The following is a 20,925-nucleotide window of genomic DNA, read 5'->3' as shown; positions in this document are numbered from 1 at the left end:
TGGTGGTCAAATTTTCCGCCATTTAGCCGAAACTCCCGGACTGACTAGCAAACTGATGACTGTTCCCTTTTCCCCCATCTTGGGAGGAGTTGATGTTATTGGTCATGGGCTTAGCTATCATAAATTAATGGGTATTGAAAAAACCCTATCCTCAGTGATGGGGTTAACTCAAATTACTGCCGCCGCAAGTGTTTTAAACCTTGGTGTTAGTATTGCTGGCTTTGCCTACATGGGCTATAAACTGCACCAAATACAAGAAAATTTATGCCACATTCAACAGTCAATGGAAGAAGGATTTAACCGAGTTGAAGCTGGCTTAAATCGGATTGAAAATAACTTGATAGCAGGTTTTAATCATATTGATAATCGCTTAAATAGTGTTGACGAGGGCTTAGATATTATATCGGGACAATTGGCATATCTGTATTTATTGGTAGAAGACAGCCGCCAAAAGCAAAAAAGCCTTGCTAAAGCTATTTCCCATCTTCATCAAGCCATGCTAATTAAAGAAATTGCAGCTTTAAAAGCTGAACTTTACGATCGCTCTCTTTTTCCTGATGAATCACCGAGATCGGCCATTAAAACAGCTTCCCGTGTGGGATTATTTCTCAGTAATCAAGCAATGCAAGCTACCCCAGAATTAGATGCTGAAATTATGCTTAATGCTGATGTTTCTATTCAAGGTTGGGCTGTAGCCTTAGCAACAGAAGCCAATCTTCTCTTAGAAATAGGGAAACATCAAGAAGCTAAAGAATTACTGGCGTTACAAATCCCCCAATTTAAACAACTCGCCCAAAGATGGGCTAAGGCACTAATCAATGATGAAAACACTTATCTATCTACTGCTTATCGCTTTACTAATTCTCGGTTTAAGAACCATATTACCTCAGAACGAGTAGAACGAATTACGGAAATATCACCAAGTGATCGCACTTTATCTCCTGACCAAATCAGAGGCAAAAAAAATTATGTTGATGTAGAGTTTGAAATGTCCTATAGTTCTGCTAAATTTGATCAAACATGGACACATCGCCAAATTGCTGTAGCTGAATATTTGGATGGGTTGAGTGAACTTTCAGCCAGATTAGAAGGTTTAGAATCGTTTGCAAATCTGTGCGAAAGTAGAGGTGTTAAAAGCAGCCGTGAAATTCTGCCTGGGGCAGACACTGAACCGGGCATATACATACTACCCAGCACATAGGGTAGGGTGTGTCATATCAAATCCGGTAGCCTCGGAATTAATATTACCCACAATCAGGACAGGGCAGGGCTCATAAGTGTCAACTTAAGCTTTTTGTGCGCCAGTCATCCCGCCCACCCAGCACTCCGCCAGGGAATGAATTCCCTGTCTAATAGCGAAAGTCCTCTCAAAGAGGACTGAAAAACTCATTAGTCCTCTTTGAGAGGACTTTAGCTTTGAGGCAGGCGTTTCAACCCTTGCCGGACTATCGGTTTTACGTTAAGTTCACACTAATGGGCAGTGCCGTTTCCCTACAATTAATGGGGGTAGGGAAACGGCACTGCCGTGTCCTCCGTTTCTATCATCTCTGAGTGTAACTATAACGTTTGAATTTGCTCAATCACCCAATCAAAAGTTTCCATAACTTGCTTCAGTGCAGATTCATCTTGCAAAGTAAATAAAGCCAGACTCGGCGACCTTCTCTCGCCCGGTTCTATAGGTAACGACAGACCGATCGAACTCAGCTTACTTCTCAATTCCAGCCAATTTTGTTCCGCATTAAACGGCGGCTGGGAACCGTAATTGTTAGCAGAAATCTCCATTCTGCCAGCAATATCTACAGTGAATAACTGATAGGGTTTTCTTCCCTTTTGAGGCAATTGAGCGGCGAAACCGCCGTAGGCATCCCCCGTGCCCCAGTGGATTTGAACTTCGGGTTCTTGACTTTTCGCCCAAAGGTAAATTGCTTTTGCCATTTGCGCCTCGTCCGCGCCCCGTCTAGCTTTGATTTCCGCAAAAAATGAAGATTCATCCCAGCGCCTTCTTTCGCGTGTTGCGCTAGATTTTTTCTGCTGTGCTTCGGCTGTCTGACCGATCACTCTGGGAACCAGCGTTTTCAAACCGTCTTGACTTACATATTGTTTAATTTCCAGGGCCACAACTTCAACCGGGTCCATTTGTTCGTTGAGAAATTCCACAACTCGGCGCATTTCAGCGGAAATTTCGTCAGCTACAAACACTAAGCGAACTTTACCGGCTTGCAAATTAGTTTTAACCTTCTGCCAAAATCTCTCTTCATTAGCATCTGTACCGAGAAACTCTTCAAAAATCTGTTCAGGATCGCGACCCCGATCGCGACAATTAGCTTCAAACAAAGCAATAATTGAATCGACGGGCCAGTAAACCAACGCATTAGCAGCATAGTCGATCGACTGGCCCAAAACTTTTTGCCGCAGTTCGGCATTAGGAGTTCGCCTGACATCCACCAAAGTAGGAACTGCATTTTGGTCGAGAAACAAATGATCCAGCGACCACTGCACCGCTGTTTCCTCATCGCTGGGTGCAGCTTCCCGCGAAATTAACAGCCACCTCCGCGCCGTCGCCCGATCGATTTGGTCTCCCGCGATCAAATTAGGATAAGTTACTAGCAACTCTTGTAACTGGTCTTCCGAGTCGTAGGGCTGTTCCATCATTTCTACCAGCCTGTCGTCGTCCTGAATCAGATAAATACCTCCAGCCATGCCAGCCCACCTACTTAATTTTAGATTTTAGATTTTAGATTTTAGATTTTAGATTTCAGGCTGAGTTATTAGTCTTCAGTCTTCAGTCCGCAGCCAATAATATCATGTCCGATCAATTAACCATAATATCCCCGTCGGGGCGGGTTTTTGAGATTGTCAATTATTGGCAGGTATTGTTGGCTCACGGGCCCCTACAAAAATCGCGGTCGCTCAACCGGACATGATATGATTTGTGAAGGCGGAAGGCATTGGTCAGAATGCAATAAAAATTTTGAATTCAATAATTTTTATTGGTTGTTAATTAAACAAAAAATTCCTTCTGACTAATGACTGATGACTAATAACTAATGACTAATGACTAATGACTAATGACTAATACAACCAGTAAATACTCGCTGTGCCGGCCCGGTCATGTAAATTCGCCCAGAAACTTCTGCCCATTCGATTTCCAAAACGCCGCCGGGGAGTTCAACCGCAGTTGCCCGATCGCACTTCCCTACCAACACCCCAGCTACCACAGCAGCACAAGCACCAGTCCCACAAGCTAGAGTAACACCCGCGCCTCTTTCCCACACCCGCATTTTTACGTAGTCTGAACGTACCACTTGAATAAATTCCGTATTGGTACGCTGCGGGAAGGCTTTGTTGTGCTCGAATTGAGGCCCGACAGTTTCTAAAGCAATCGCCGCAACATCCTCTACAAAAGTAATGCAGTGAGGATTACCCATGCTGACACAGGTAACAGACCAAGATTTATCAGCAACTTCGATCGGCACATCTATAACTTTGGCATCCGATGCAGCCAAACTTGTCGGAATTTCCGCAGCCAGCAGCCTGGGAACCCCCATATCCACCTTAACCTGACCGTCCGATCGCAATTCCGGGCTAATCACACCAGCCAGAGTGTGGATGCGGTACTGAGTTTTGGCCTCTGACCCGTCCAAATCCGCGATAAACTTAGCCAAACAGCGAATCCCGTTGCCGCACATTTCCGGTTCCGAACCGTCGGAGTTAAAAATCCGCATCGTATAGTCAGTATCGTTTTGACCCGGAAGAGCAAATATCACACCGTCTGCGCCAATCCCGAAATGTCGATCGCACAAATCCACAGCTTGTTCTGGCGTGATCGCGGGTTCTGACGAGTGGCGGTTGTCAATCAGAATAAAATCATTTCCCAGTCCGTGATACTTCGCAAACTCGATCGGCATAAAAACAAACCTCTTTTGGTTAAAACTGATTAGATAATTTGCTGACAAAATTACCCATTTCCCAGTATTATAAAACTTTATGCAATTTATAGTCCTTTCTAGTGAAATATAAACAAATATAATATTTATAACTCCCCATCGATATCTAATACTAATTCTCAAAACTCATGCAACAGTAGCTGTAGGGTGCGTCGCCACCTGCCAATCCTAAAAAAGAGCGACAATCTCCAAGCGACGCACCTTACCTGAAGCGTGAGCGTAAACAAACCAAAAACTCATAATTGTTGCAAGAGTTTGGAGAATTGGTATAATTAATGCTGATGTTAATGGCTCAATGAATATCGGTCTAAAACTAGCCGGCAAGGGGGTTTCTCCCTCATCGGGTAGACGCGCTTGTAGTTGCGGCAGTATGGGTTAAACGCTATAAACACAAGAATATGGTTTAAGGTAATATTTGACTATATTTTTCTGAACTATGTCTGAATTTGAAACCGGATTGCCCAGCGTTCGCTTAATACAAAGCTACATCAAAGACAAAAAACAGGTGGAGATCAAACTCCTGACCGGCGACTTAGTAGCGGGCAGAATTTTTTGGCAGGATAATAGCTGCATTTGCGTCCTCGATCCCTCAGAAACACAAATTCTGATCTCGCGGCCAGCAATTGCTTATCTCAAACCCAACGGCTAAGGAGAGGGGGAGAGTGGGAGAGTGGGAGAGGGGGAGAGTGGAGAGGGGGAGAGTGGGAGAGGGGGAGAGTGGAAGAGGGGGAGAGTGGGAGAGGGGGAGAGTGGGAGAGGGGGAGAGTGGGAGAGGGGGAGAGTGGAAGAGGGGGAGAGTGGAAAAATCTTCCCTCTTCCCTCGAACCTCTTCCAACTTCGGTCTTCCTGACCTCCGTTACATCCGTTACATCCGTTACATCCGTTACAGAATCCGTTGCCGAACTTCCCTAATCGCTAAACAGCTTTTCGCTGACTTGGGCTGTTACAAAAGGCAGCTTTAAAGCAGGTTGCGGCACAGGCGGTGAGGCCGTCCGCTGCATCAAGCCGAGCTCGTAGAAGCCGCCGCACAGCAGCAAACGATCGCCTTCTTGCAAATTCGTAGTTCCGTCGGGCCAGCGAGTAAATTTCCCTTCCCGGCGGATCGCCCGCACCTGCACCCCGTACTGGGTCAGCAAATCTACCTCTGACAGTTTTTTGCCCGCCCAAGGGCTCTTTGCTGGTAGCCTCAGCCACTGGCAAGAACTGTCGCCTTGCGGCACTGCAACTTCCCCTTTCGCCAGCAACTCAAAACTGATGAGTTCTTCCGGTTCTCCGACTACAAAAAGTCGATCGCCCGACTGCAAAGCTGTCTTCCCGTTAGGATAATCAATTTCCTCGCCATCTTCGCGGACGATCGCCATTACGCTGACCCCTGTCAACTGCCGCAAGTTAGTTTCTTCCAGAGTCATGCTGGCGATGGGAGAACCTGACGGCAAGCTGTACCACTCGCTGTTCATATCTCGAACCGCCACTTTCAAATCCCGCGAAACAGCCAAAGGTTCGCGCGGTGGCCGCAATTCCAGATAGCGGCTGCTGCGAATTTGCTGCACATCCCGCGCGATCGCCATTGCGGAGAGCCCCATGCCAGCCAGCAAGTGGGAAGACAGTTCTAAACTGGCCTCAAACTCCGGCTGCACAACTTCCCAGGCCCCCAGTTGGTAAAGTAGTTCGATGTCTTTATCTTGGTTGGCCTGCACCACAATATCCAAATCCGGGACTAATTCTAAAGCCCGCTTCAGACACAAGCGAGTGCTCATAGGATCGGGAAGGGCGATCGCCATTGCTTTTGCCCGTTCCACCCGCGCGGCTTCCAATACGTGCAAGCTGGCAGCATTCCCGTAAATGTAAGGAATTCCTTGCACTCTGCAGTCTTGAATACTACTTTCTGACTCGTCGATCACCACAACTGAACAGTTGCGGCTTTGCAGCATTTTGACTAAAATTCGGCCGACTCGCCCGTAGCCGCAAACCACAACATAATTTTGTTCCGGCAAAGTTTCAGCTATTGCCACAGGTTGAGATGTTTCGTCAAAATAGCGCTGCAAAGGCCCGAAATTTTCCGCCCATTTCAATAACTGTGGCACGCTTCTCAACACAAACGGAGTCAGCACGAGGGTGACTGCTGTCGTGCCTAAAATTAACAGGTAAACGTTGCGCGAAACCAGCCCCATAGCTTGGCCGGCACTAGCGAGTACAAAGGAGAATTCTCCTATTTGAGCTAAGCCCAAACCTGCGATTAATGCTGTTTTTAGCGGATAGCCAAATAGTCGGACGATCGGCGTTATAATCAAGAATTTGCCGACAAATACTATAAATACCAGTCCCAGAATTACTTCTAGATGGTTCCACAGAAACATCGGGTCGATTAACATTCCGATGGTGACAAAAAATAAGGATGCAAAAATATCTCGCAAAGGCTCGACATAAGTTAGAGTTTGGTCGGCATATTCCACCTCCGAAATCATTAAACCCGCTACAAATGCGCCCATCTCGATCGAAAAACCCAAATATTCTGTCAGTAGCGCAATCCCTAAAGCCAAAACCACAACTCCCAGCAAAAACAGTTCCCGGCTTTCTGTTTGCGCGAGGTATCGCAGCAATTGCGGTACCATCCAAATGCCGGCGACTACAGCACCGACAGCAAATAACCCGATCCGCAGCAGGGCCCACGCTACCGTCATGCCGATCTCTTCTACTGGCTGATTGAGTGCCGGCAAAACTGCTAGCATTAGCCCCAAAGCCAAATCTTGAACTACTAATATTCCCAGCATGACTTGACCGTGGGAAGTACCGGATTCATTGCGTTCCATCAAGCATTTCAGGACGACTGCAGTCGAGGAAAGCGACAGAATCGATCCTAAAAACACGCCTTGAGCAGGCGATTCTACCCAGCCTACAGCCAAGGAAATTGCAGTAGTAATGGCGATCGTCAGCACAATTTGCAAGCCCCCCCCGCCCAAACTAATGGCTTTTACTTTCTGGAGTTCGGCGAAAGAAAATTCCACTCCCAAGGCAAATAACAGAAAGGCAACCCCGAATTCAGCCAGGGTGTCTACCTGAATTAATTCTTTAATCAGCCCCAAACCGGCCGGCCCAACTACGATCCCTCCCAGGAGGTAGCCGAGAATTACCGGCTGTCGCAAGAGCGATGCAAAGAGTCCTCCTGCTGCGGCAGCAGCGAGAACTAGAACTAAGTCAACGATCAGTCGGAAGTCTTCTTGCACAAGTTTATGAAAAAAGTATAAAGTTATATTATAGTGTCTAATGTGTTGACTATGTTTAGTGGGTTGACTGTAGTTGGGGAGCAAGGACAACGACCACCCTTGACCCAGGTATTTTCTCATGGCACAGAGTTCAACTCCTCACAAAAAGCTTAACCTCTTGCAAGTTTATCGAGGGATTGCGACTGTATTAGTGGTAATGTTTCACCTCAACGAGATGAGCGCCGAGAGATAAAATCAAGTTACTTTTTTTAATTTATTTCAGGCAGGGTGGAGCGGTGTTGATTACTTTTTTGTATTGAGCGGTTTTATCATGGTGTAGGTTCACAGATATGCGATCGGTAAAAAGGATTAGTTAAAATAGTTTTTATTTGTTCAAGCCCTGCTTGCGGATTTACCCAATATGCTGGATAATTACTCAGGCACTTTTGTGTTTTTTTCTAGTAATCCCCGGTTTTGCTAACAATAAAGATTTAGGTTTTAGACAAGTAAGTTTGTCGTTGCTCTTGATACCTCAAAATGACAAGTCCATTCGGGATGTAGGTTGGACAAAGCTGCCGTTGCACCTGTAAAGACTGCACTAGAGGCGATCGAGTCCCTAACTGTAGGACACCCGTATTTGCTCGGTGACGAACTGAGCATTGCCGATTTCTACCTAATTCCAGTCTTCACCTACCTATCCGAGACCCCAGAGTACGAAGCAACGATCGCGCAAACTTCAAAGCTGCGGACTTGGTGGAATGAGGTCACTCAACTTCCCAGCGTCAAGAAAGTCTGTGCTTGACATCTGTGCATTTATATAGCAATCCTGAATCATTTGTAAAAATATGTAGGGGTAGTGCTACCCCTACTCCCCGTGCCTACCCCAGTCAAGGCGGGGCAACCGGGCGTGGGTTTTGCCCCTACAAGAATTACACGAATCATTTAGGATTGCTATATAACTCAGCGGTTTACAACCATGTCGCATTTATTTGAGCCATTGGATCAACGTGGTGTTACCTTCCGAAATCGCATTGCAGTTTCTCCCATGTGTCAATATTCCAGTGTTGATGGGTTCGCGAATGATTGGCATCTGGTTCATCTCGTCAGTCGAGCCGTAGGAGGGGCAGGGCTGGTGATGACTGAAGCAGCGGCAGTCGAGCCTGAAGGACGAATTACGCCGCAAGATTTGGGAATCTGGCAAGATGCTCACATTGAAATGCTGGCGCGAATCGTCGAGTTAATTCACCGCAACGGTGCGGTTGCGGGGATTCAACTTGCTCATGCAGGTCGAAAAGCCAGTACCGCAACTCCGTGGGAGGGCGGAAATGTGCTTGGAGAATCTCTTGGAGGATGGACTTCGATCGCCCCTAGCGCCATTCCATTTGAACCCGATAGCCCCGCCCCGATCGCTCTGAGTATCGAAGACATTCAGAAGCAGACGACACTCTTTGTCAACGCAGCCCAACGCGCTCTCGCAGCCGGATTTGACGTAATCGAGATTCATGCCGCTCACGGCTACCTACTGCATGAATTTCTGTCTCCCTTGAGCAATCAACGCACAGATGACTATGGTGGCAGTTTTGAGCATCGCATCCGGTTTTTATGTGAAGTCGTAGAAGCGGTGCGAAATGTTTTGCCCGATCGAACACCGCTTTGGGTTCGCATCTCTGCAACCGATTGGGTTCCAAATGGTTGGGACATTGAACAAAGTATTGCACTCAGCGATAAATTAAAGTCACTGGGTGTTGATTTAATCGATTGTTCATCAGGCGCAATTGTACCGGGTGAAAAGATTCCCACGGGTGCAGGTTATCAAACTATTTTTGCCGATCGCATTCGACGCTCAGCGAACATCGCCACCGGAGCCGTTGGTATGATTACTGCACCCGCCCAGGCTGACCACATCATCCGTACAGGTCAAGCAGATATGGTATTACTTGCCAGAGAAATGCTGCGCGATCCTTATTGGCCGATGCGGGCTGCGAAGCAACTACGTCAATCCGTGCCTGCTCCAGTTCAATACGCTCGCGCTTGGTAATTAAGCAGATTTGCGATCGTCGGTTTTACACAAATCCACTAGGAATAACTTTTTTAGTGTTTCTGTAAACCAGTCGCTCAATAAAGGCTTTTTTGATTCTGCGATCGCCTCAAGTACAAGGCACGTTCCCATCGCCGTGACGTGATTCGATGCGAACGCTAGCGGATGCAGTGAGTCGGATAGTGCTCTTTGCCCTGTTTTTGGCGTATTTCTGGCAATTGTCGCCTGAAATCACCCTCGAAGAGATGCGGAGTTTTGCGGCTGCGCCGTCTTTTGATGAACTGCTGCATTAGCTTGCTTACAGGGAACTCAGCAAGGTGTGTCGGTGGGTTCGATCGCACATCCCCTCGCGAGGTGTTGGCACTCCCCATCCGTTTCTCTGAGAGCATCGTTGTGTCGATCGCACCTTTCCCCCTCCAACCCAACAATCTAACCAATTTAGCAACCATAATATCGGATAATTGTAAAGCAATTCACCAAGTCAAAAGCATGAGTATTGACCAATTAAACACAGACTACGGCATTGCCGGGAACCTCACCTTCGCCACCGGAAACGGTGGTTTCCCGATGATTCACATCGACAACGGTCAAGCCAAAGCCTTAATTTCTGTGTATTCCGGTCAAGTGCTCTCCTTTCAACCAGCCACCGAAGCCACAGACTTGATGTTCGTCAGCGAAAAAGCCTACTACGCCGAAGGGAAAGCCATCAAAGGCGGTATACCCATCTGTTGGCCCTGGTTTGGCCCAGATCCCGAAGCCTTGGGGCGTCCGAGTCATGGGTTTGTGCGGAATCGCCTCTGGAATGTGCTAGGAACCGCCACAACCCCAGACGGCGCAACCAAAGTCACTCTAGGGCTCAAGGATACCGATGAAACTAGAGCAATTTGGCCCCAAGCCTTTGAACTGGCGATCGAGATTACGATCGGCACCAGCCTCACTGTAGAATTAATCACCCGCAATCTAGGCGACAAAGCATTTCCCCTCACCCAAGCTTTCCATACTTATTTCCAAGTCGGCGATATCAACCGCGTGCAGGTTTTAGGCTTAGAAAATAGCCAGTATCTTGATAAAGCGGATGGTGGTGTCGAAAAAACTCAAGTCGGTGCAGTGGTAGTAACAGGTGAAGTCGATCGCATTTATCTCGATGTCACCAACGAATTAGTCATTGACGATAGCGCCCTCAATCGTCGGATTCGCATTAAATCATCGGGTAGTAAATCCGTCGTAGTGTGGAATCCCTGGGTAACAATTTCTGCAAATATGGCCGACCTTGATGATGCAGATTATCAGCGTTTACTCTGCGTAGAAACGACCAATGCAGCTACAGATATTGTGGAAGTTCCGGCTCATGGTGAGTTCCGCTTGCAGGCAATTTACAGCGTTGAACGCGACTAAGGAATTAGAGCTTAAGCTTAGCGGTGATGGGGCAAAAATTCCCAGTAAGCGGTTCAACATTTCAATTGGATATTTTGGGCGTTGTTCAAATCCCACCCACAAGACTGGGATTGTTTCTTTAAATACAACTTAAATGCCGATTAGCTGATTGAATTGAAAAACTCTGTCACCCTAGTCAGGAACCTCAGCCTAAAGGCATGAGGCTTGAAGGAGAAATCTAACAAGCCGTTCTGACCAGCTTCAGTCTTAATTGACTACGTTTTTTGAGTCACGACACCCTGGGATGCGTAGCTAGTCCCTTGCTCTGTCGCTAGCGGTTAAACAGTCTTAAGGTCACTGAGACAGTGCTGCTAGCCTAACAAGCTCTTAAAACATTGGCGAAGCTAACTTTACTCCGAAAGGAGATTGAGGCAACCATACCTCACGCCTTGGGGCAACCATACCCCTCCACCCCGCTGTATGTTTTAACTCAATGTAAAGCCGTCCTTTTAGGACGGGGTTTCAAACCCATATTTCTGATGACTAATAATACCAAATCCCAAAATTCTCCCCTGTTTATTTATTAGTCCGCGAAAGCCGTTCGGCTAGCGCTCAGTCGAACGGGCCGCAGAGGAAAGTTTGTATGATCGGTTTCAACCGCCGACTCCGATCTTTTTACTTACCATCAATTATTATGCAAATCTTCAACTGGACAAAACTTCAAAATGGCTCAGACATTCGCGGTATCGCCCTCGAAGGCGTTCCCAATGAAAAAGTCAACCTCACCCCCGAAATTGCCACAATCTTAGGTAAATCCTTTGTCAGTTGGCTGGTGCAAAAAGTCAATAAACCTGCGGCAGAATTAACGCTCGCGATCGGGCGTGACAGTCGCCTATCAGGGCCAACCTTAATGCAAGCAGTCATGGAGGGAATCGCCTCAGTTGGTGCAACCGTGTACGACTTTGAAATGGCCTCAACCCCCGCCATGTTTATGAGTACCATTACCCCTGGTTTTGATTGCGACGGCGCGATTATGCTCACTGCTAGCCATTTGCCCTTTAATCGAAACGGCTTAAAGTTTTTCACCGCCAAAGGTGGCTTACAAAAACAGGATATTACAGATATCTTAGCACTAGCCCAAAGCAATAACTTCCAGCCAGCCGCATCGCCCGGTAACATTACAAAGCATGATTTCATCTCAGTTTATGCTAATCAATTGGTCAAAAATATCCGGGAAGCAGTCAATCATCCAGATAACTTTGAGCAACCATTAACAGAATTAAAAATTGTTGTGGATGCGGGCAATGGTGCTGGCGGTTTTTATGTTGATAAAGTCTTAAAACCTTTAGGTGCAGACACCACCGGCAGTCAGTTTTTAGAACCCGATGGTACTTTCCCGAATCATGTGCCAAATCCCGAAGATAAACAGGCAATGCAGTCGATTTGTCAAGCGGTAATTGAAAATCAAGCGGATTTTGGGATTATTTTTGATACCGATGTCGATCGCAGTGCGGCAGTCGATCAAGTTGGCAAGGAACTCAATCGCAATCGCTTAATTGCCTTGATTTCTGCCATTATATTAAAAGAACACCCAGGCTCTACCATTGTCACCGATTCTATCACCTCCGATGGCTTGACACAATTCATCGAACAGGAGCTAAAAGGGATTCACCACCGCTTTAAACGCGGCTACAAAAATGTGATTGACGAGTCGATTCGCCTCAATGAAGCCGGCCAGGAATCATGGCTGGCGATTGAAACCTCTGGACATGGAGCTTTGAAAGAAAATTACTTTTTGGATGATGGCGCTTATTTGGTCAGCAAATTATTGATTGAATTGGCTAAGTCAAAGCTAGCCAACCAATCTTTGCCAGATTTAATTGCCAATTTAAAAGAGCCAGAAGAAAGTGCAGAGTTTCGGATTAAACTTGGTGTAGATGATTTCAAGGCTCACGGCGAGCGCGTTATTGAGCAACTGCAACAATTTGTCTCAACGCAAGCAGACTGGAAAATAGTTCCCAATAACTACGAAGGTCTGCGAATTTCCTGCACCTCCGCTAGCGAATCCGGCTGGTTTCTGTTACGCTTATCACTCCACGATCCGGTGATGCCTTTGAATGTGGAGTCTAATGTTAAGGGTGGTGTTGCTCACATAGTGGCTCGGCTTTTAGCTTTTTTCCAAACCACAGAATCCCTTGATTTTTCGGCACTATCGATCTAAGTTTTACTCGTGTCAGACTATTACTAAACCAAACCCAAGGAGGAATTTAATCATGTGGCTTTTAATCATAAAATGTTCGGCTGCAAGCTGGGATCTCCATTCCAAAGCTTTCAAAGCCATTGCTGCCAAATATCCGGCGACGCCTTGCTCTTCCAAAAAGATGAAAGGCGACGGTCAACGCATCATGGAATATCAGCTTGAGAATGTCAACGATGTAGAGGAATTTATGGAAGAATGCTTGACCTTAGATGGTTTCACCGCTGCCTTTGAATCCCTATAATTCTAGGTGATAGATTATAGCCATTCTCAATTTTTATCTCATACCATTCATTTGAGAGTGGAGGTTTAAAAATTGGAAATTCATACTACTTTCTCAAAAATAGGCTACAATAACTAGGGAGTTTTAGGAATGTTCTAGGAAAGTAAACGGTCAAGAAAGAATTGATTTAACAGCAGCAACACTTCGGACATTTTTTGAGCACCTGAAAATAAGGGTTTCAGGGTGATCCAATAGCTGCAAGCAACGCTTACGAAGCACACTATCAGCCAAAAGTGAAAATCAAGGGTTTGATGCTACGACATAAAAACGCCAGCGGGGGCGGACGCACGCAGACCTCAGAAACCCGGTTTCTTCTTAGATTTATCGTGACTCGTCGCAAAACTCGTAGAAACCGGGTTTCTAGCTACCTATGCGTGGGCAATGAAACTGTCCGAAGTATGGTAAATCTTGGAATTGAGGAAGGCAACGGGATTTGTGCGAAAGTACGATCGTCTCGCCCAATTTTTGAGTGTTCTTAAGTATTTATTTAACTACCAGCCGGGAAGTCCCGGGCGTATATTTAGAGGGGATTAATCTGAGCGCTGCGCCCCGTACCCCGTTGGGAATTACGCCCGCGTGATGAAAGGCTCGTTGGGTGTAGGTACCCAAAGCGACAATTATTCTTTTATACCCCAAGATGATCGGGAAATACTCTGATAATATATTAGCAAGTGGGGGTGGAACTACCTCACTATAAAAAGCATGAGAAAAAAAAGGAAAAAGAAGCCTGCGGTCTAACTGTACTCAGTAGACCGTCAGGTTTGTTCACTTTAGTCTCTCATCTCCCAATCTGTTACCAAGCTTTTTACCTACGGCTGTTTCTCTCGAATCATTGCGGATTGGTATAGTTAGTCTAGATATTAAAAATATATCAGCGAGACAAAGGTTAAGGACACCTAGTGATGAGAATGACTGTGAGTCGAGGCAACGGCGGGCTAAGTGCGGAAATAGTTACGGGTCGGATTTTGCGGTGGGGGCAGTTGAAAGCAAACAAGCTAACCGCTAGTTCGATCGGGGGAATTGTTGCTGGTATTCTAAGTTTTGCCCTGCCGGTGCAAGCTTTGCAGGTAGTTGTGACGCCGACAAATCCCCAACTGGGAGATACGCTGTCAGTAATGATTCAGGTTGACGGTAACGGCGGGGAAACTCCAACAGTTTCTCTACAACAAAAAAACTACCCCGCGTTTCCCATCGGCAACGGTCGCTTTCGGGCCCTGCTACCGACGACGCCGCTAGAGAAACCCGGTGCCCGCCTTCTTCAAGTCGCAGGTGACGGACAAGTGCAGAAGTTGAGCGTCCAAGTGCGCGATCGCAATTTTCCCACCCAATCCATCTGGCTACCGCCTGGGAAAGACAGCGAAGGTACAGATGCTGAATTCGATCGCGTAGACGCATTTAAAGCACTCGTGACACCCGAAAAATTTTGGGACGGCAAATTGTTGCGCCCCAACTCCGGCGAAATTACCACTATTTACGGAGTTCGGCGATACTATAATGGGGTATTTGCTCCAGACTACTACCACCGCGGCGTTGATTACGCGGGTGCTTACGGTTCTCCTGTAGTCGCACCAGCAGCAGGTCGGGTATCTCTAGTGGGACGCGAATCCCAAGGGTTCAAAATCCACGGGAACGTCGTTGGTATCGACCACGGTCAAGGGCTAGCGAGTATTTTGATGCACCTCAGCCGGATTGATGTCAAGGAAGGCGATTTCGTGAAAGCCGGCCAAGTAATTGGTACTCTGGGGTCAACGGGGGCTTCGACAGGCCCTCACCTGCACTGGGGACTTTACGTGCATGGGCAGTCGGTCGATCCTGTACCTTGGCGGCTTCAGGGAGTTGAGTAGGAGTTTTTACAGGTTTTGACGGATAAAGCAGTCAATTATGGGGTAAGTTTGTGGCTGGGGTGTGCAGATAACTGTGATGGGTTATCAGTATTGAGTTAGGATTTATATAAAATTTCTCAACTCAACTCTCAAAACTTGAATCTCAAGACGCTAACAATCGCGTCTTCACAAAACTTTATTGATGATGCCGTTGAGCGGGGACGCATATATGAGTATTGAAAAAATTGTTGAACAGGCTTTGCAGGATGGCTATTTAACGCCGTCTATGGAAGCTGAGGTGGGACGGATCTGCAATACGGCTTCGGAATTGTCGATCGAAGAGTACATGGCTCTCGATCGTCTGATGGGCTCTTTGTTGACTGGCGAAGTTGTGGTTCTGCCACGCAAACAGTTTATCAACGTGATGGAAGAGTTGGTACTCAGCGATGCGATCGCTAGGGTAGCGGAAATTGAGGCGACGAGCGACCTTAGTCTCGATGTGGGAGATATTGCAGCTTATGCTTTAAATAGGCTGCCACCTCTGTACGCTACGACGGAAGAGGGAGCTCACTTTCAAAGGGCTAGGGCTAAAGAGCAACTTCACGATTTGATTTCCAAAGAAGTCAACGCAGCGATCGCCCGCAACTTGGACAGGCCCGACACCCCAAACCCCACAGCTTTGGGCAAGTCTTCGGGAAACGAAGTTCTTTCACAGCTAAGCACTTGGCTGCAAGCTAACGCCACTAATTTTGAGCCGCAGCCTTAGTACCACCCCAACAGCTCTATTTTAGTTAAGTCGATCCCGCTCAATTCATAAAGCGGGATTTTTAGTTTCTGAGTAACGAACATCTGAAGGCACAAGCCCGGAGCCAGAATTCAAGAAAAACAATTAAAATATCTTATATTTTAATTGTTTTTCTAAAATTAAAAACTCCTTCTTCTTCCTTGTTCCTGACATCCGTTACATCCGTTAGAGAATCCGTTGCCGAACTTCCTTGTTCCTGACATCCATTACATCCGTTACATCCGTTAGAGAATCCGTTGCCGAACTTCCTTCTTCCTTCAAACGATTAATTGCTGCTGTCAGAAGACTCAGCCGAAGGGCCAGCGGTAACTTTTGTTTCTCGCTTTTCGCGTTTTTTCCGTTCCGCTTGGATGACATCTTGAAGCACTATTCGCGCTTGGGCCATTTTTTCCAAATTGCTGCGGTACAAATCTAAATCTTTGCTAACTTTGTCTTCTGGCAGGTGCAAGGCCGCACTGACTTTGGCGATCGCGTCGTTTCGGGTTTCTTGGTCTTTTACCAAGTTAGGGTCAGCTTTTTCTAATAGCGAGAACAAACCGATCGCGAACAAGCGGCTGTACTTAAATTGAGGGTTGCTGGCGATCGCCCCTAAAGACGCTTGCAAATCCGCTGTATCTTCAAAGCTAGTCGAGCGATCGATCCACGAGAGCAACTCTTGCCCGGAAAGTCTATCCGCCAAGCTTTCCAATCGCTGAGCGTCTTGCTTGTAGCGCTCTGGATCGTCTTCTAGGGACTTGCACAAAGCGTTAAAAATCGAAACTCTGTCTGCTTCTGGGGCGTACCCAAGCATGAATCGATCGAAAGCTGTCACTACACCCAAAGCATAAATCGGGTCGTATTGAAAATCGGCATTCGCCGAAAGCAAGTGCATTTCTACCATCAACTCTTCCACCACTCGACGGTAAATTGAGTTGATCGGTCGAGTGTGAATCGTATAGAAACTTCGCTTAGTATCTGAAACAGTACGGTTATTGTTCACCTGAGTCTTATAGATAAATAATTTTGCCGTAGCGGGCGTGCCAGCGCGGCGTGAGTAAAGTCGGGGGAGTCAATTCTGCGATCGGGCTGACAAAAATTGCCAGTTTTTTAAGCGTTGCCGCCGGATTGCGAGACAAAATTTTATCAAAAATATTTTACGCGCGATCGGCAGCAACCATTAATATGTCGCAATAGGAGGGAAAAACCCCAGTATCTTTACAATCATAGCTTAGCTGGGATCGCTCATGAATCTAATCTTCTGACTTGCCCAGCCTAGATATGGTCTTGCATATCACAATAAGTTTTTTTTGTCAACCCAGGATCGTGAATAATCCAACAAACATGACAATTTCTCCTGAATTGATAGCTTTAGCCCAGTACATGGCGGGCGAATTTGACAACCGGGAACAAGCGCTAGCAGAGCCGACGTGGTACGTCCACCTTCGTATGTGGCAAAGACCACTACCCGTTCCTTTATTTTCCGAACCCAGCATTGCCCTGTTTGCAGAACAAGCCAACATTCTGGAATTAGACAAGCCATACCGCCCCCGCATCGTGCAACTGAGGCACTCACAGATAGCGCCAGGACTTATCGAAGCTCAGTATTATATGTTCAACGACATTGAAGCCGTCAAAGGAGCCGGTTGCAACCCCGACTTGCTTAGAAAGCTAACGAAGGAGCAAATCCAACTCCTTCCCGGCTGCACCCTGTCGGTTGCGGTGCAAAATTTAGCCTCAAACAGCTATCGATTTCGGGCATCTTTGCCGGAGGGCACTCGCTGCGGCTTTGCCTACGGGGGGCAAAATTACCAAGTAGACTTGGGATTTGAAGCCACAGGCGAGGAATTTCTCAGTTACGACAAAGGAATAAGCCCCACGACAGGCAAGGCTATCTGGGGAGCTTTAATGGGCCCTTTTAGATTTGTCAAGCGTCAGGATTTTGCTCCTGAGATATTGGTTTGAAGCAAGAAGCAACAAGAAACAAGGAAGAAAAATTTAGCTATCTAGGATAGAAGGCAAGACTTTACCTTGACCTATTCTTCTACTTTAGTGTTTTGGTGAACCTCTCAACCTTTCCAGAAAGTAAGAAGGCAGAAGGAAGCCGGCAAAAATTTACCTGCTTCCTCTTCTTCTGCTGGGTTTCTGCGCGCTTCTGAGTCTCAAGCTTAAATTACCCGCGACACTGCAACCGATGCCAGCAGGAGCGCTCAACTTGCGCGCGGCACCCCCTCTAGAGCTTCTTCTTCCGTTTCAAAGATTTCAAACACAGAATCCATCATGGTGACTTCAAACACCAGTTTGGCTTCTGGATGAACATTGCAAATGCGGAAACTTCCCTTAACTTTATCCGCATCCCGCATACCTGCTACAAGTGAGGTCAGGCCAGAACTATCGATAAAGTTAACCTGACCAAGATTCACTACGACATGGCGGCTGAGTTTGGAAATACACTCTTGCAACTTGAGGCGGAATTGCCAAGCTGTAGTGATGTCCAACCGTCCTGTCGGTGCTAAGACGATAACTGTTGTACCGTCTTGAAGCGTGTGGGTTTTTTGATCAATATGAATCACTGACCCTTCCCTCAAATTTATTATCTATCGCGGTGGTTACTGTCCCAGTAGTTTAACTCAGGTCGGTGACTGCTGAGGCATCCAATTCGCCCAATCTTGCGGTTTTAAGAACTTGGAGTAGAGTTCGGCTTCGGGAGAGTTGGGTTCTGGCTCATAGCAGTATTCCCAGCGTACCAAAGGCGGCAGGGACATGAGAATCGATTCGGTGCGTCCGTTGGTTTGCAAGCCAAAGGTCGTGCCTCGATCGTACACCAAGTTAAATTCAACGTAACGGCCGCGGCGGTAAAGTTGGAAATTACGCTCGCGCTCGCCGTATTCTTTCGATCGGTGCTTTTCAACAATTGGGGTGTAAGCTGGCAAAAATGCCCGGCCGCAGTCCTGTACAAAGGCGAACAGCGACTCCCAACTCCTAGGTTCCGGCACGCCGATGTTGTTGCTGCACTCAGCGGCCTTGCCTTTGACATGATGGTCGCGGTAAAGCGCGCCTTGAGCGCTTTGGTAGTCAAAAAACAGGCCGCCCACGCCGCGGGTTTCTTGGCGGTGGGGAAGGTAGAAATATTCGTCGCACCAAAGTTTAAAGGTCGGATAATATCCGGGATGGTGGCGATCGCAAGCTGCTTTCAGAGTTTTGTGAAAATGAGCTGCATCCTCAGCCAACGGGTAATAAGGAGTCAAATCCACACCGCCACCAAACCACCAAATCGGCCCAGCCTCAAAATAGCGGTAATTTAGGTGAACCGTAGGCAAATAGGGATTGCGGGGGTGCAGCACCATCGAAGTACCCGTTGCATAGAAATCGTGACCGGCAGCTTCTGGGTGCTTTGCCAGAATCAAAGCCGGCAAACTTTCGCCCCACACTTGGGAAAAATTGACTCCCCCTTGTTCAAACACATCGCCTTCGCGCATGACGCGAGAACGTCCGCCGCCGCCTTCGGAGCGTTCCCAAGAGTCCTCCTTAAATTTGCCCAGGCCATCGAGCTGTTCAAGGGATTGACAAATTTCGTCTTGTAGGCTTTTCATAAATTGGCTGACTCTAGCTCTAGAGTCAGCGGGTGGCAAAAACGGGGAAGTGGCGGTTTTAAGTGTTGTAGAAACTGTCATCCGATTTTAGATTTAAGATTTTAGATTTTAGATTGAAGAATTGCGACCACGGCTCAATGCGGGGATTGTGACCAAATTGCTTTCGGTCGTAGAAATTCTTGCCGAGCGCATTTGAGTTTGAGATTGACCGTGAGTCCCAAATCCAGTCGTCATGTAATTATGCCACCGCAGGTCTGCAAATGATCGCTATGAAGTTACATTAAAAAATAGCAATAAAAATATACTTAAACCTGCGAGCGAAAATTCGCAAACCCAATTGCAGAGCTATGGTGGAGAACACAATGCCCAATACACTCGATGTTAGTTCAGTCTTAGAAATCCTGCGACCTGTGCAAGACCCCGAACTGCAAAAGAGTTTGGTGGAATTGAACATGATTCGTAACATAAAAATTGACGGCGGTGTCGTCAGTTTCACCTTGGTGCTGACAACGCCTGCTTGCCCGCTGCGAGAATTTATTGTCGAAGATTGCCAAAAAGCGGTCAAACAGTTGCCAGGAGTCGAAAAAGTGGCGGTGGAGGTGACAGCCGAGACGCCGCAGCAGAAGGGAGTGGTCGATCGCCAAGGCATTGAAGGCGTTAAAAATATTATCGCAATTTCCAGCGGTAAAGGTGGAGTCGGCAAAAGCACGGTGGCGGTAAATGTGGCAGTAGCGCTGGCGCAAACCGGCGCCAAGGTGGGTTTGCTGGATGCGGATATCTATGGGCCCAATGACCCGACAATGTTGGGTCTGGGGGACGCGAAAGTGATGGTTAGGGACGGGAAAAGCGGGGAAAGCCTCGAACCCGCCTTCAACTACGGCGTCAAATTAGTGTCGATGGCGTTTTTAATTGACAAAGACCAACCCGTGATTTGGCGCGGCCCGATGTTGAACGGGATCATCCGGCAGTTCCTCTATCAGGTAAATTGGGGCGATTTAGACTATTTGATTGTCGATATGCCTCCGGGTACTGGAGACGCACAGTTGACAATGGCGCAGGCTGTGCCGATGGCCGGTGTTGTGATCGTGACGACGCCGCAGACTGTGGCATTGTTGGACTCCCGCAAGGGCTTAAAGATGTTCCAGCAGTTGGGAGTGTCGGTGTTGGGAATTGTGGAAAACATGAGCTATTTTGTGCCGCCGGATATGCCCGACAAGCAATACGATATTTTCGGTTCCGGTGGCGGGGAAAAGACTGCTGCTGAGTTGGGAGTGCCGCTGTTAGGCCGCATTCCGCTGGAAATTCCGTTGCGGGAAGGTGGCGATTCCGGGGTGCCGATCGTGGTGGGACAACCGGGTTCTGCTTCAGCTAGGGAGTTGCGGGCGATCGCCGGCCGCATTGCCGGTAAAGTTTCCGTAGCAGCCTTAGCCTAACTCACATCTTGGATTGTTAATCAGCTTTTGATGGGCGGGCGGGACGCCCAACCCCTACTCCCCACAAGAAACCAGTGAGTGTTTGTAGAACAGGCATCTTGCCTGTTGAATTTGTGGAACAGGCATCTTGCCTGTTGAATTTGTGGAACAGGCATCTTGCCTGTTGAATTTGTGGAACAGGCATCTTGCCTGT

Annotated in this window: 20 protein-coding genes; 11 read left to right on the top strand and 9 right to left on the bottom strand. The window is 47.4% G+C overall.

Going from position 1 to position 20,925, the window contains the following annotated elements; translation table 11 throughout:
- Positions 1 to 55: 55 nt before the first annotated feature.
- The gene (locus tag QUA00_RS17810; RefSeq protein WP_333410495.1) at positions 56 to 1,201 is read left to right on the top strand and encodes a hypothetical protein; all 1,146 of its coding nucleotides are present in this window, start codon (positions 56 to 58) and stop codon (positions 1,199 to 1,201) included.
- Between the two features lie 356 nt (positions 1,202 to 1,557).
- Here QUA00_RS17810 and QUA00_RS17805 read toward each other — a convergent pair whose 3' ends face one another.
- Positions 1,558 to 2,700, bottom strand: coding sequence for a hypothetical protein (locus QUA00_RS17805; RefSeq protein ID WP_333410494.1), 1,143 nt, complete (start codon positions 2,698 to 2,700; stop codon positions 1,558 to 1,560).
- Between the two features lie 365 nt (positions 2,701 to 3,065).
- Positions 3,066 to 3,908 (bottom strand): diaminopimelate epimerase, encoded by an 843-nt coding sequence (gene dapF / locus QUA00_RS17800; protein ID WP_333410492.1) that lies wholly within the window; start codon positions 3,906 to 3,908, stop codon positions 3,066 to 3,068.
- 475 nt (positions 3,909 to 4,383) lie between these two features.
- On the opposite strand from dapF, the gene QUA00_RS17795 reads away from it, so the two are divergent.
- On the top strand, positions 4,384 to 4,596 hold the full coding sequence (locus QUA00_RS17795) for an Hfq-related RNA-binding protein (protein ID WP_333309614.1): 213 nt from the start codon (positions 4,384 to 4,386) through the stop codon (positions 4,594 to 4,596).
- Between the two features lie 259 nt (positions 4,597 to 4,855).
- On the opposite strand, the gene QUA00_RS17790 is transcribed toward QUA00_RS17795, so the two are convergent.
- Entirely contained in the window at positions 4,856 to 7,171 is a 2,316-nt protein-coding gene (locus QUA00_RS17790; RefSeq protein ID WP_333410490.1) for a cation:proton antiporter domain-containing protein, read from the bottom strand.
- 541 nt (positions 7,172 to 7,712) lie between these two features.
- On the opposite strand from QUA00_RS17790, the gene QUA00_RS17785 reads away from it, so the two are divergent.
- Together QUA00_RS17785 and QUA00_RS17780 are read left to right on the top strand one after the other, a co-directional pair.
- The gene (locus tag QUA00_RS17785) at positions 7,713 to 7,952 is read left to right on the top strand and encodes a glutathione S-transferase domain-containing protein (protein ID WP_333309617.1); all 240 of its coding nucleotides are present in this window, start codon (positions 7,713 to 7,715) and stop codon (positions 7,950 to 7,952) included.
- A 174-nt stretch (positions 7,953 to 8,126) separates the two neighbouring features.
- On the top strand, positions 8,127 to 9,188 hold the full coding sequence (locus QUA00_RS17780; RefSeq protein WP_333309620.1) for an NADH:flavin oxidoreductase/NADH oxidase: 1,062 nt from the start codon (positions 8,127 to 8,129) through the stop codon (positions 9,186 to 9,188).
- Here QUA00_RS17780 and QUA00_RS17775 read toward each other — a convergent pair whose 3' ends face one another.
- Both QUA00_RS17775 and QUA00_RS17770 read right to left on the bottom strand, forming a co-directional pair.
- Positions 9,189 to 9,320 carry a hypothetical protein gene (locus tag QUA00_RS17775; RefSeq protein ID WP_333309624.1) on the bottom strand — a complete coding sequence of 44 codons (132 nt, stop codon included), beginning with the start codon at positions 9,318 to 9,320 and terminating at the stop codon, positions 9,189 to 9,191.
- 26 nt (positions 9,321 to 9,346) lie between these two features.
- Complete coding sequence (locus QUA00_RS17770; RefSeq protein ID WP_333309627.1) at positions 9,347 to 9,637, bottom strand: hypothetical protein; 291 nt, start codon at positions 9,635 to 9,637, stop codon at positions 9,347 to 9,349.
- 40 nt (positions 9,638 to 9,677) lie between these two features.
- Here QUA00_RS17770 and QUA00_RS17765 point away from each other — a divergent pair, with 40 nt between their 5' ends.
- The 5 genes from QUA00_RS17765 to QUA00_RS17745 all read left to right on the top strand — a co-directional run bounded on the left by QUA00_RS17765 (position 9,678) and on the right by QUA00_RS17745 (position 15,691).
- Positions 9,678 to 10,583, top strand: coding sequence for a D-hexose-6-phosphate mutarotase (locus QUA00_RS17765; RefSeq protein ID WP_333309630.1), 906 nt, complete (start codon positions 9,678 to 9,680; stop codon positions 10,581 to 10,583).
- A 673-nt stretch (positions 10,584 to 11,256) separates the two neighbouring features.
- Positions 11,257 to 12,783, top strand: a complete 1,527-nt coding sequence (locus tag QUA00_RS17760) for a phosphomannomutase/phosphoglucomutase (protein WP_333309633.1) — start codon at positions 11,257 to 11,259, stop codon at positions 12,781 to 12,783.
- A 52-nt stretch (positions 12,784 to 12,835) separates the two neighbouring features.
- Complete coding sequence (locus tag QUA00_RS17755) at positions 12,836 to 13,063, top strand: hypothetical protein (protein WP_333309635.1); 228 nt, start codon at positions 12,836 to 12,838, stop codon at positions 13,061 to 13,063.
- 947 nt (positions 13,064 to 14,010) lie between these two features.
- Positions 14,011 to 14,946 (top strand): M23 family metallopeptidase, encoded by a 936-nt coding sequence (locus tag QUA00_RS17750; protein WP_333410487.1) that lies wholly within the window; start codon positions 14,011 to 14,013, stop codon positions 14,944 to 14,946.
- Between the two features lie 208 nt (positions 14,947 to 15,154).
- Positions 15,155 to 15,691: a late competence development ComFB family protein gene (locus QUA00_RS17745; RefSeq protein WP_006631395.1), complete on the top strand. Its 537-nt coding sequence runs from the start codon at positions 15,155 to 15,157 to the stop codon at positions 15,689 to 15,691.
- Between the two features lie 304 nt (positions 15,692 to 15,995).
- On the opposite strand, the gene psb29 is transcribed toward QUA00_RS17745, so the two are convergent.
- Positions 15,996 to 16,709, bottom strand: coding sequence for a photosystem II biogenesis protein Psp29 (gene psb29, locus QUA00_RS17740; RefSeq protein WP_333309637.1), 714 nt, complete (start codon positions 16,707 to 16,709; stop codon positions 15,996 to 15,998).
- Positions 16,710 to 16,716: 7 nt separating this feature from the next.
- Positions 16,717 to 16,845, bottom strand: coding sequence for a hypothetical protein (locus tag QUA00_RS17735; RefSeq protein ID WP_333144644.1), 129 nt, complete (start codon positions 16,843 to 16,845; stop codon positions 16,717 to 16,719).
- 205 nt (positions 16,846 to 17,050) lie between these two features.
- On the opposite strand from QUA00_RS17735, the gene QUA00_RS17730 reads away from it, so the two are divergent.
- Positions 17,051 to 17,671 carry a chromophore lyase CpcT/CpeT gene (locus QUA00_RS17730; RefSeq protein WP_333144645.1) on the top strand — a complete coding sequence of 207 codons (621 nt, stop codon included), beginning with the start codon at positions 17,051 to 17,053 and terminating at the stop codon, positions 17,669 to 17,671.
- Positions 17,672 to 17,916: 245 nt separating this feature from the next.
- On the opposite strand, the gene QUA00_RS17725 is transcribed toward QUA00_RS17730, so the two are convergent.
- On the bottom strand, positions 17,917 to 18,279 hold the full coding sequence (locus tag QUA00_RS17725; protein ID WP_006631392.1) for an STAS domain-containing protein: 363 nt from the start codon (positions 18,277 to 18,279) through the stop codon (positions 17,917 to 17,919).
- Between the two features lie 57 nt (positions 18,280 to 18,336).
- Complete coding sequence (gene hemF, locus QUA00_RS17720; RefSeq protein WP_333410485.1) at positions 18,337 to 19,380, bottom strand: oxygen-dependent coproporphyrinogen oxidase; 1,044 nt, start codon at positions 19,378 to 19,380, stop codon at positions 18,337 to 18,339.
- 281 nt (positions 19,381 to 19,661) lie between these two features.
- On the opposite strand from hemF, the gene QUA00_RS17715 reads away from it, so the two are divergent.
- Positions 19,662 to 20,732, top strand: coding sequence for an Mrp/NBP35 family ATP-binding protein (locus QUA00_RS17715; RefSeq protein ID WP_006631390.1), 1,071 nt, complete (start codon positions 19,662 to 19,664; stop codon positions 20,730 to 20,732).
- Positions 20,733 to 20,925: the final 193 nt, after the last annotated feature.

This window comes from Microcoleus sp. T2B6, assembly GCF_036700475.1.
Lineage (GTDB): Bacteria > Cyanobacteriota > Cyanobacteriia > Cyanobacteriales > Microcoleaceae > Microcoleus.
This window is presented reverse-complemented; position numbering and strand designations above follow the sequence as displayed.

Excerpts from the sequence above, each read along its gene's own strand:
- QUA00_RS17730 (WP_333144645.1), top strand. The coding sequence starts at position 17,051 with ATGACAATTTCTCCTGAATTGATAGCTTTAGCCCAGTACATGGCGGGC.
- QUA00_RS17780 (WP_333309620.1), top strand. The coding sequence starts at position 8,127 with ATGTCGCATTTATTTGAGCCATTGGATCAACGTGGTGTTACCTTCCGA.
- QUA00_RS17765 (WP_333309630.1), top strand. The coding sequence starts at position 9,678 with ATGAGTATTGACCAATTAAACACAGACTACGGCATTGCCGGGAACCTC.
- QUA00_RS17745 (WP_006631395.1), top strand. The coding sequence starts at position 15,155 with ATGAGTATTGAAAAAATTGTTGAACAGGCTTTGCAGGATGGCTATTTA.
- dapF (WP_333410492.1), bottom strand. The coding sequence starts at position 3,908 with ATGCCGATCGAGTTTGCGAAGTATCACGGACTGGGAAATGATTTTATT.
- QUA00_RS17760 (WP_333309633.1), top strand. The coding sequence starts at position 11,257 with ATGCAAATCTTCAACTGGACAAAACTTCAAAATGGCTCAGACATTCGC.
- QUA00_RS17810 (WP_333410495.1), top strand. The coding sequence starts at position 56 with ATGACTGTTCCCTTTTCCCCCATCTTGGGAGGAGTTGATGTTATTGGT.
- QUA00_RS17805 (WP_333410494.1), bottom strand. The coding sequence starts at position 2,700 with ATGGCTGGAGGTATTTATCTGATTCAGGACGACGACAGGCTGGTAGAA.
- QUA00_RS17750 (WP_333410487.1), top strand. The coding sequence starts at position 14,011 with ATGACTGTGAGTCGAGGCAACGGCGGGCTAAGTGCGGAAATAGTTACG.
- QUA00_RS17755 (WP_333309635.1), top strand. The coding sequence starts at position 12,836 with ATGTGGCTTTTAATCATAAAATGTTCGGCTGCAAGCTGGGATCTCCAT.
- QUA00_RS17795 (WP_333309614.1), top strand. The coding sequence starts at position 4,384 with ATGTCTGAATTTGAAACCGGATTGCCCAGCGTTCGCTTAATACAAAGC.
- hemF (WP_333410485.1), bottom strand. The coding sequence starts at position 19,380 with ATGACAGTTTCTACAACACTTAAAACCGCCACTTCCCCGTTTTTGCCA.
- QUA00_RS17775 (WP_333309624.1), bottom strand. The coding sequence starts at position 9,320 with ATGGGAACGTGCCTTGTACTTGAGGCGATCGCAGAATCAAAAAAGCCT.
- QUA00_RS17770 (WP_333309627.1), bottom strand. The coding sequence starts at position 9,637 with ATGGTTGCTAAATTGGTTAGATTGTTGGGTTGGAGGGGGAAAGGTGCG.
- QUA00_RS17715 (WP_006631390.1), top strand. The coding sequence starts at position 19,662 with ATGCCCAATACACTCGATGTTAGTTCAGTCTTAGAAATCCTGCGACCT.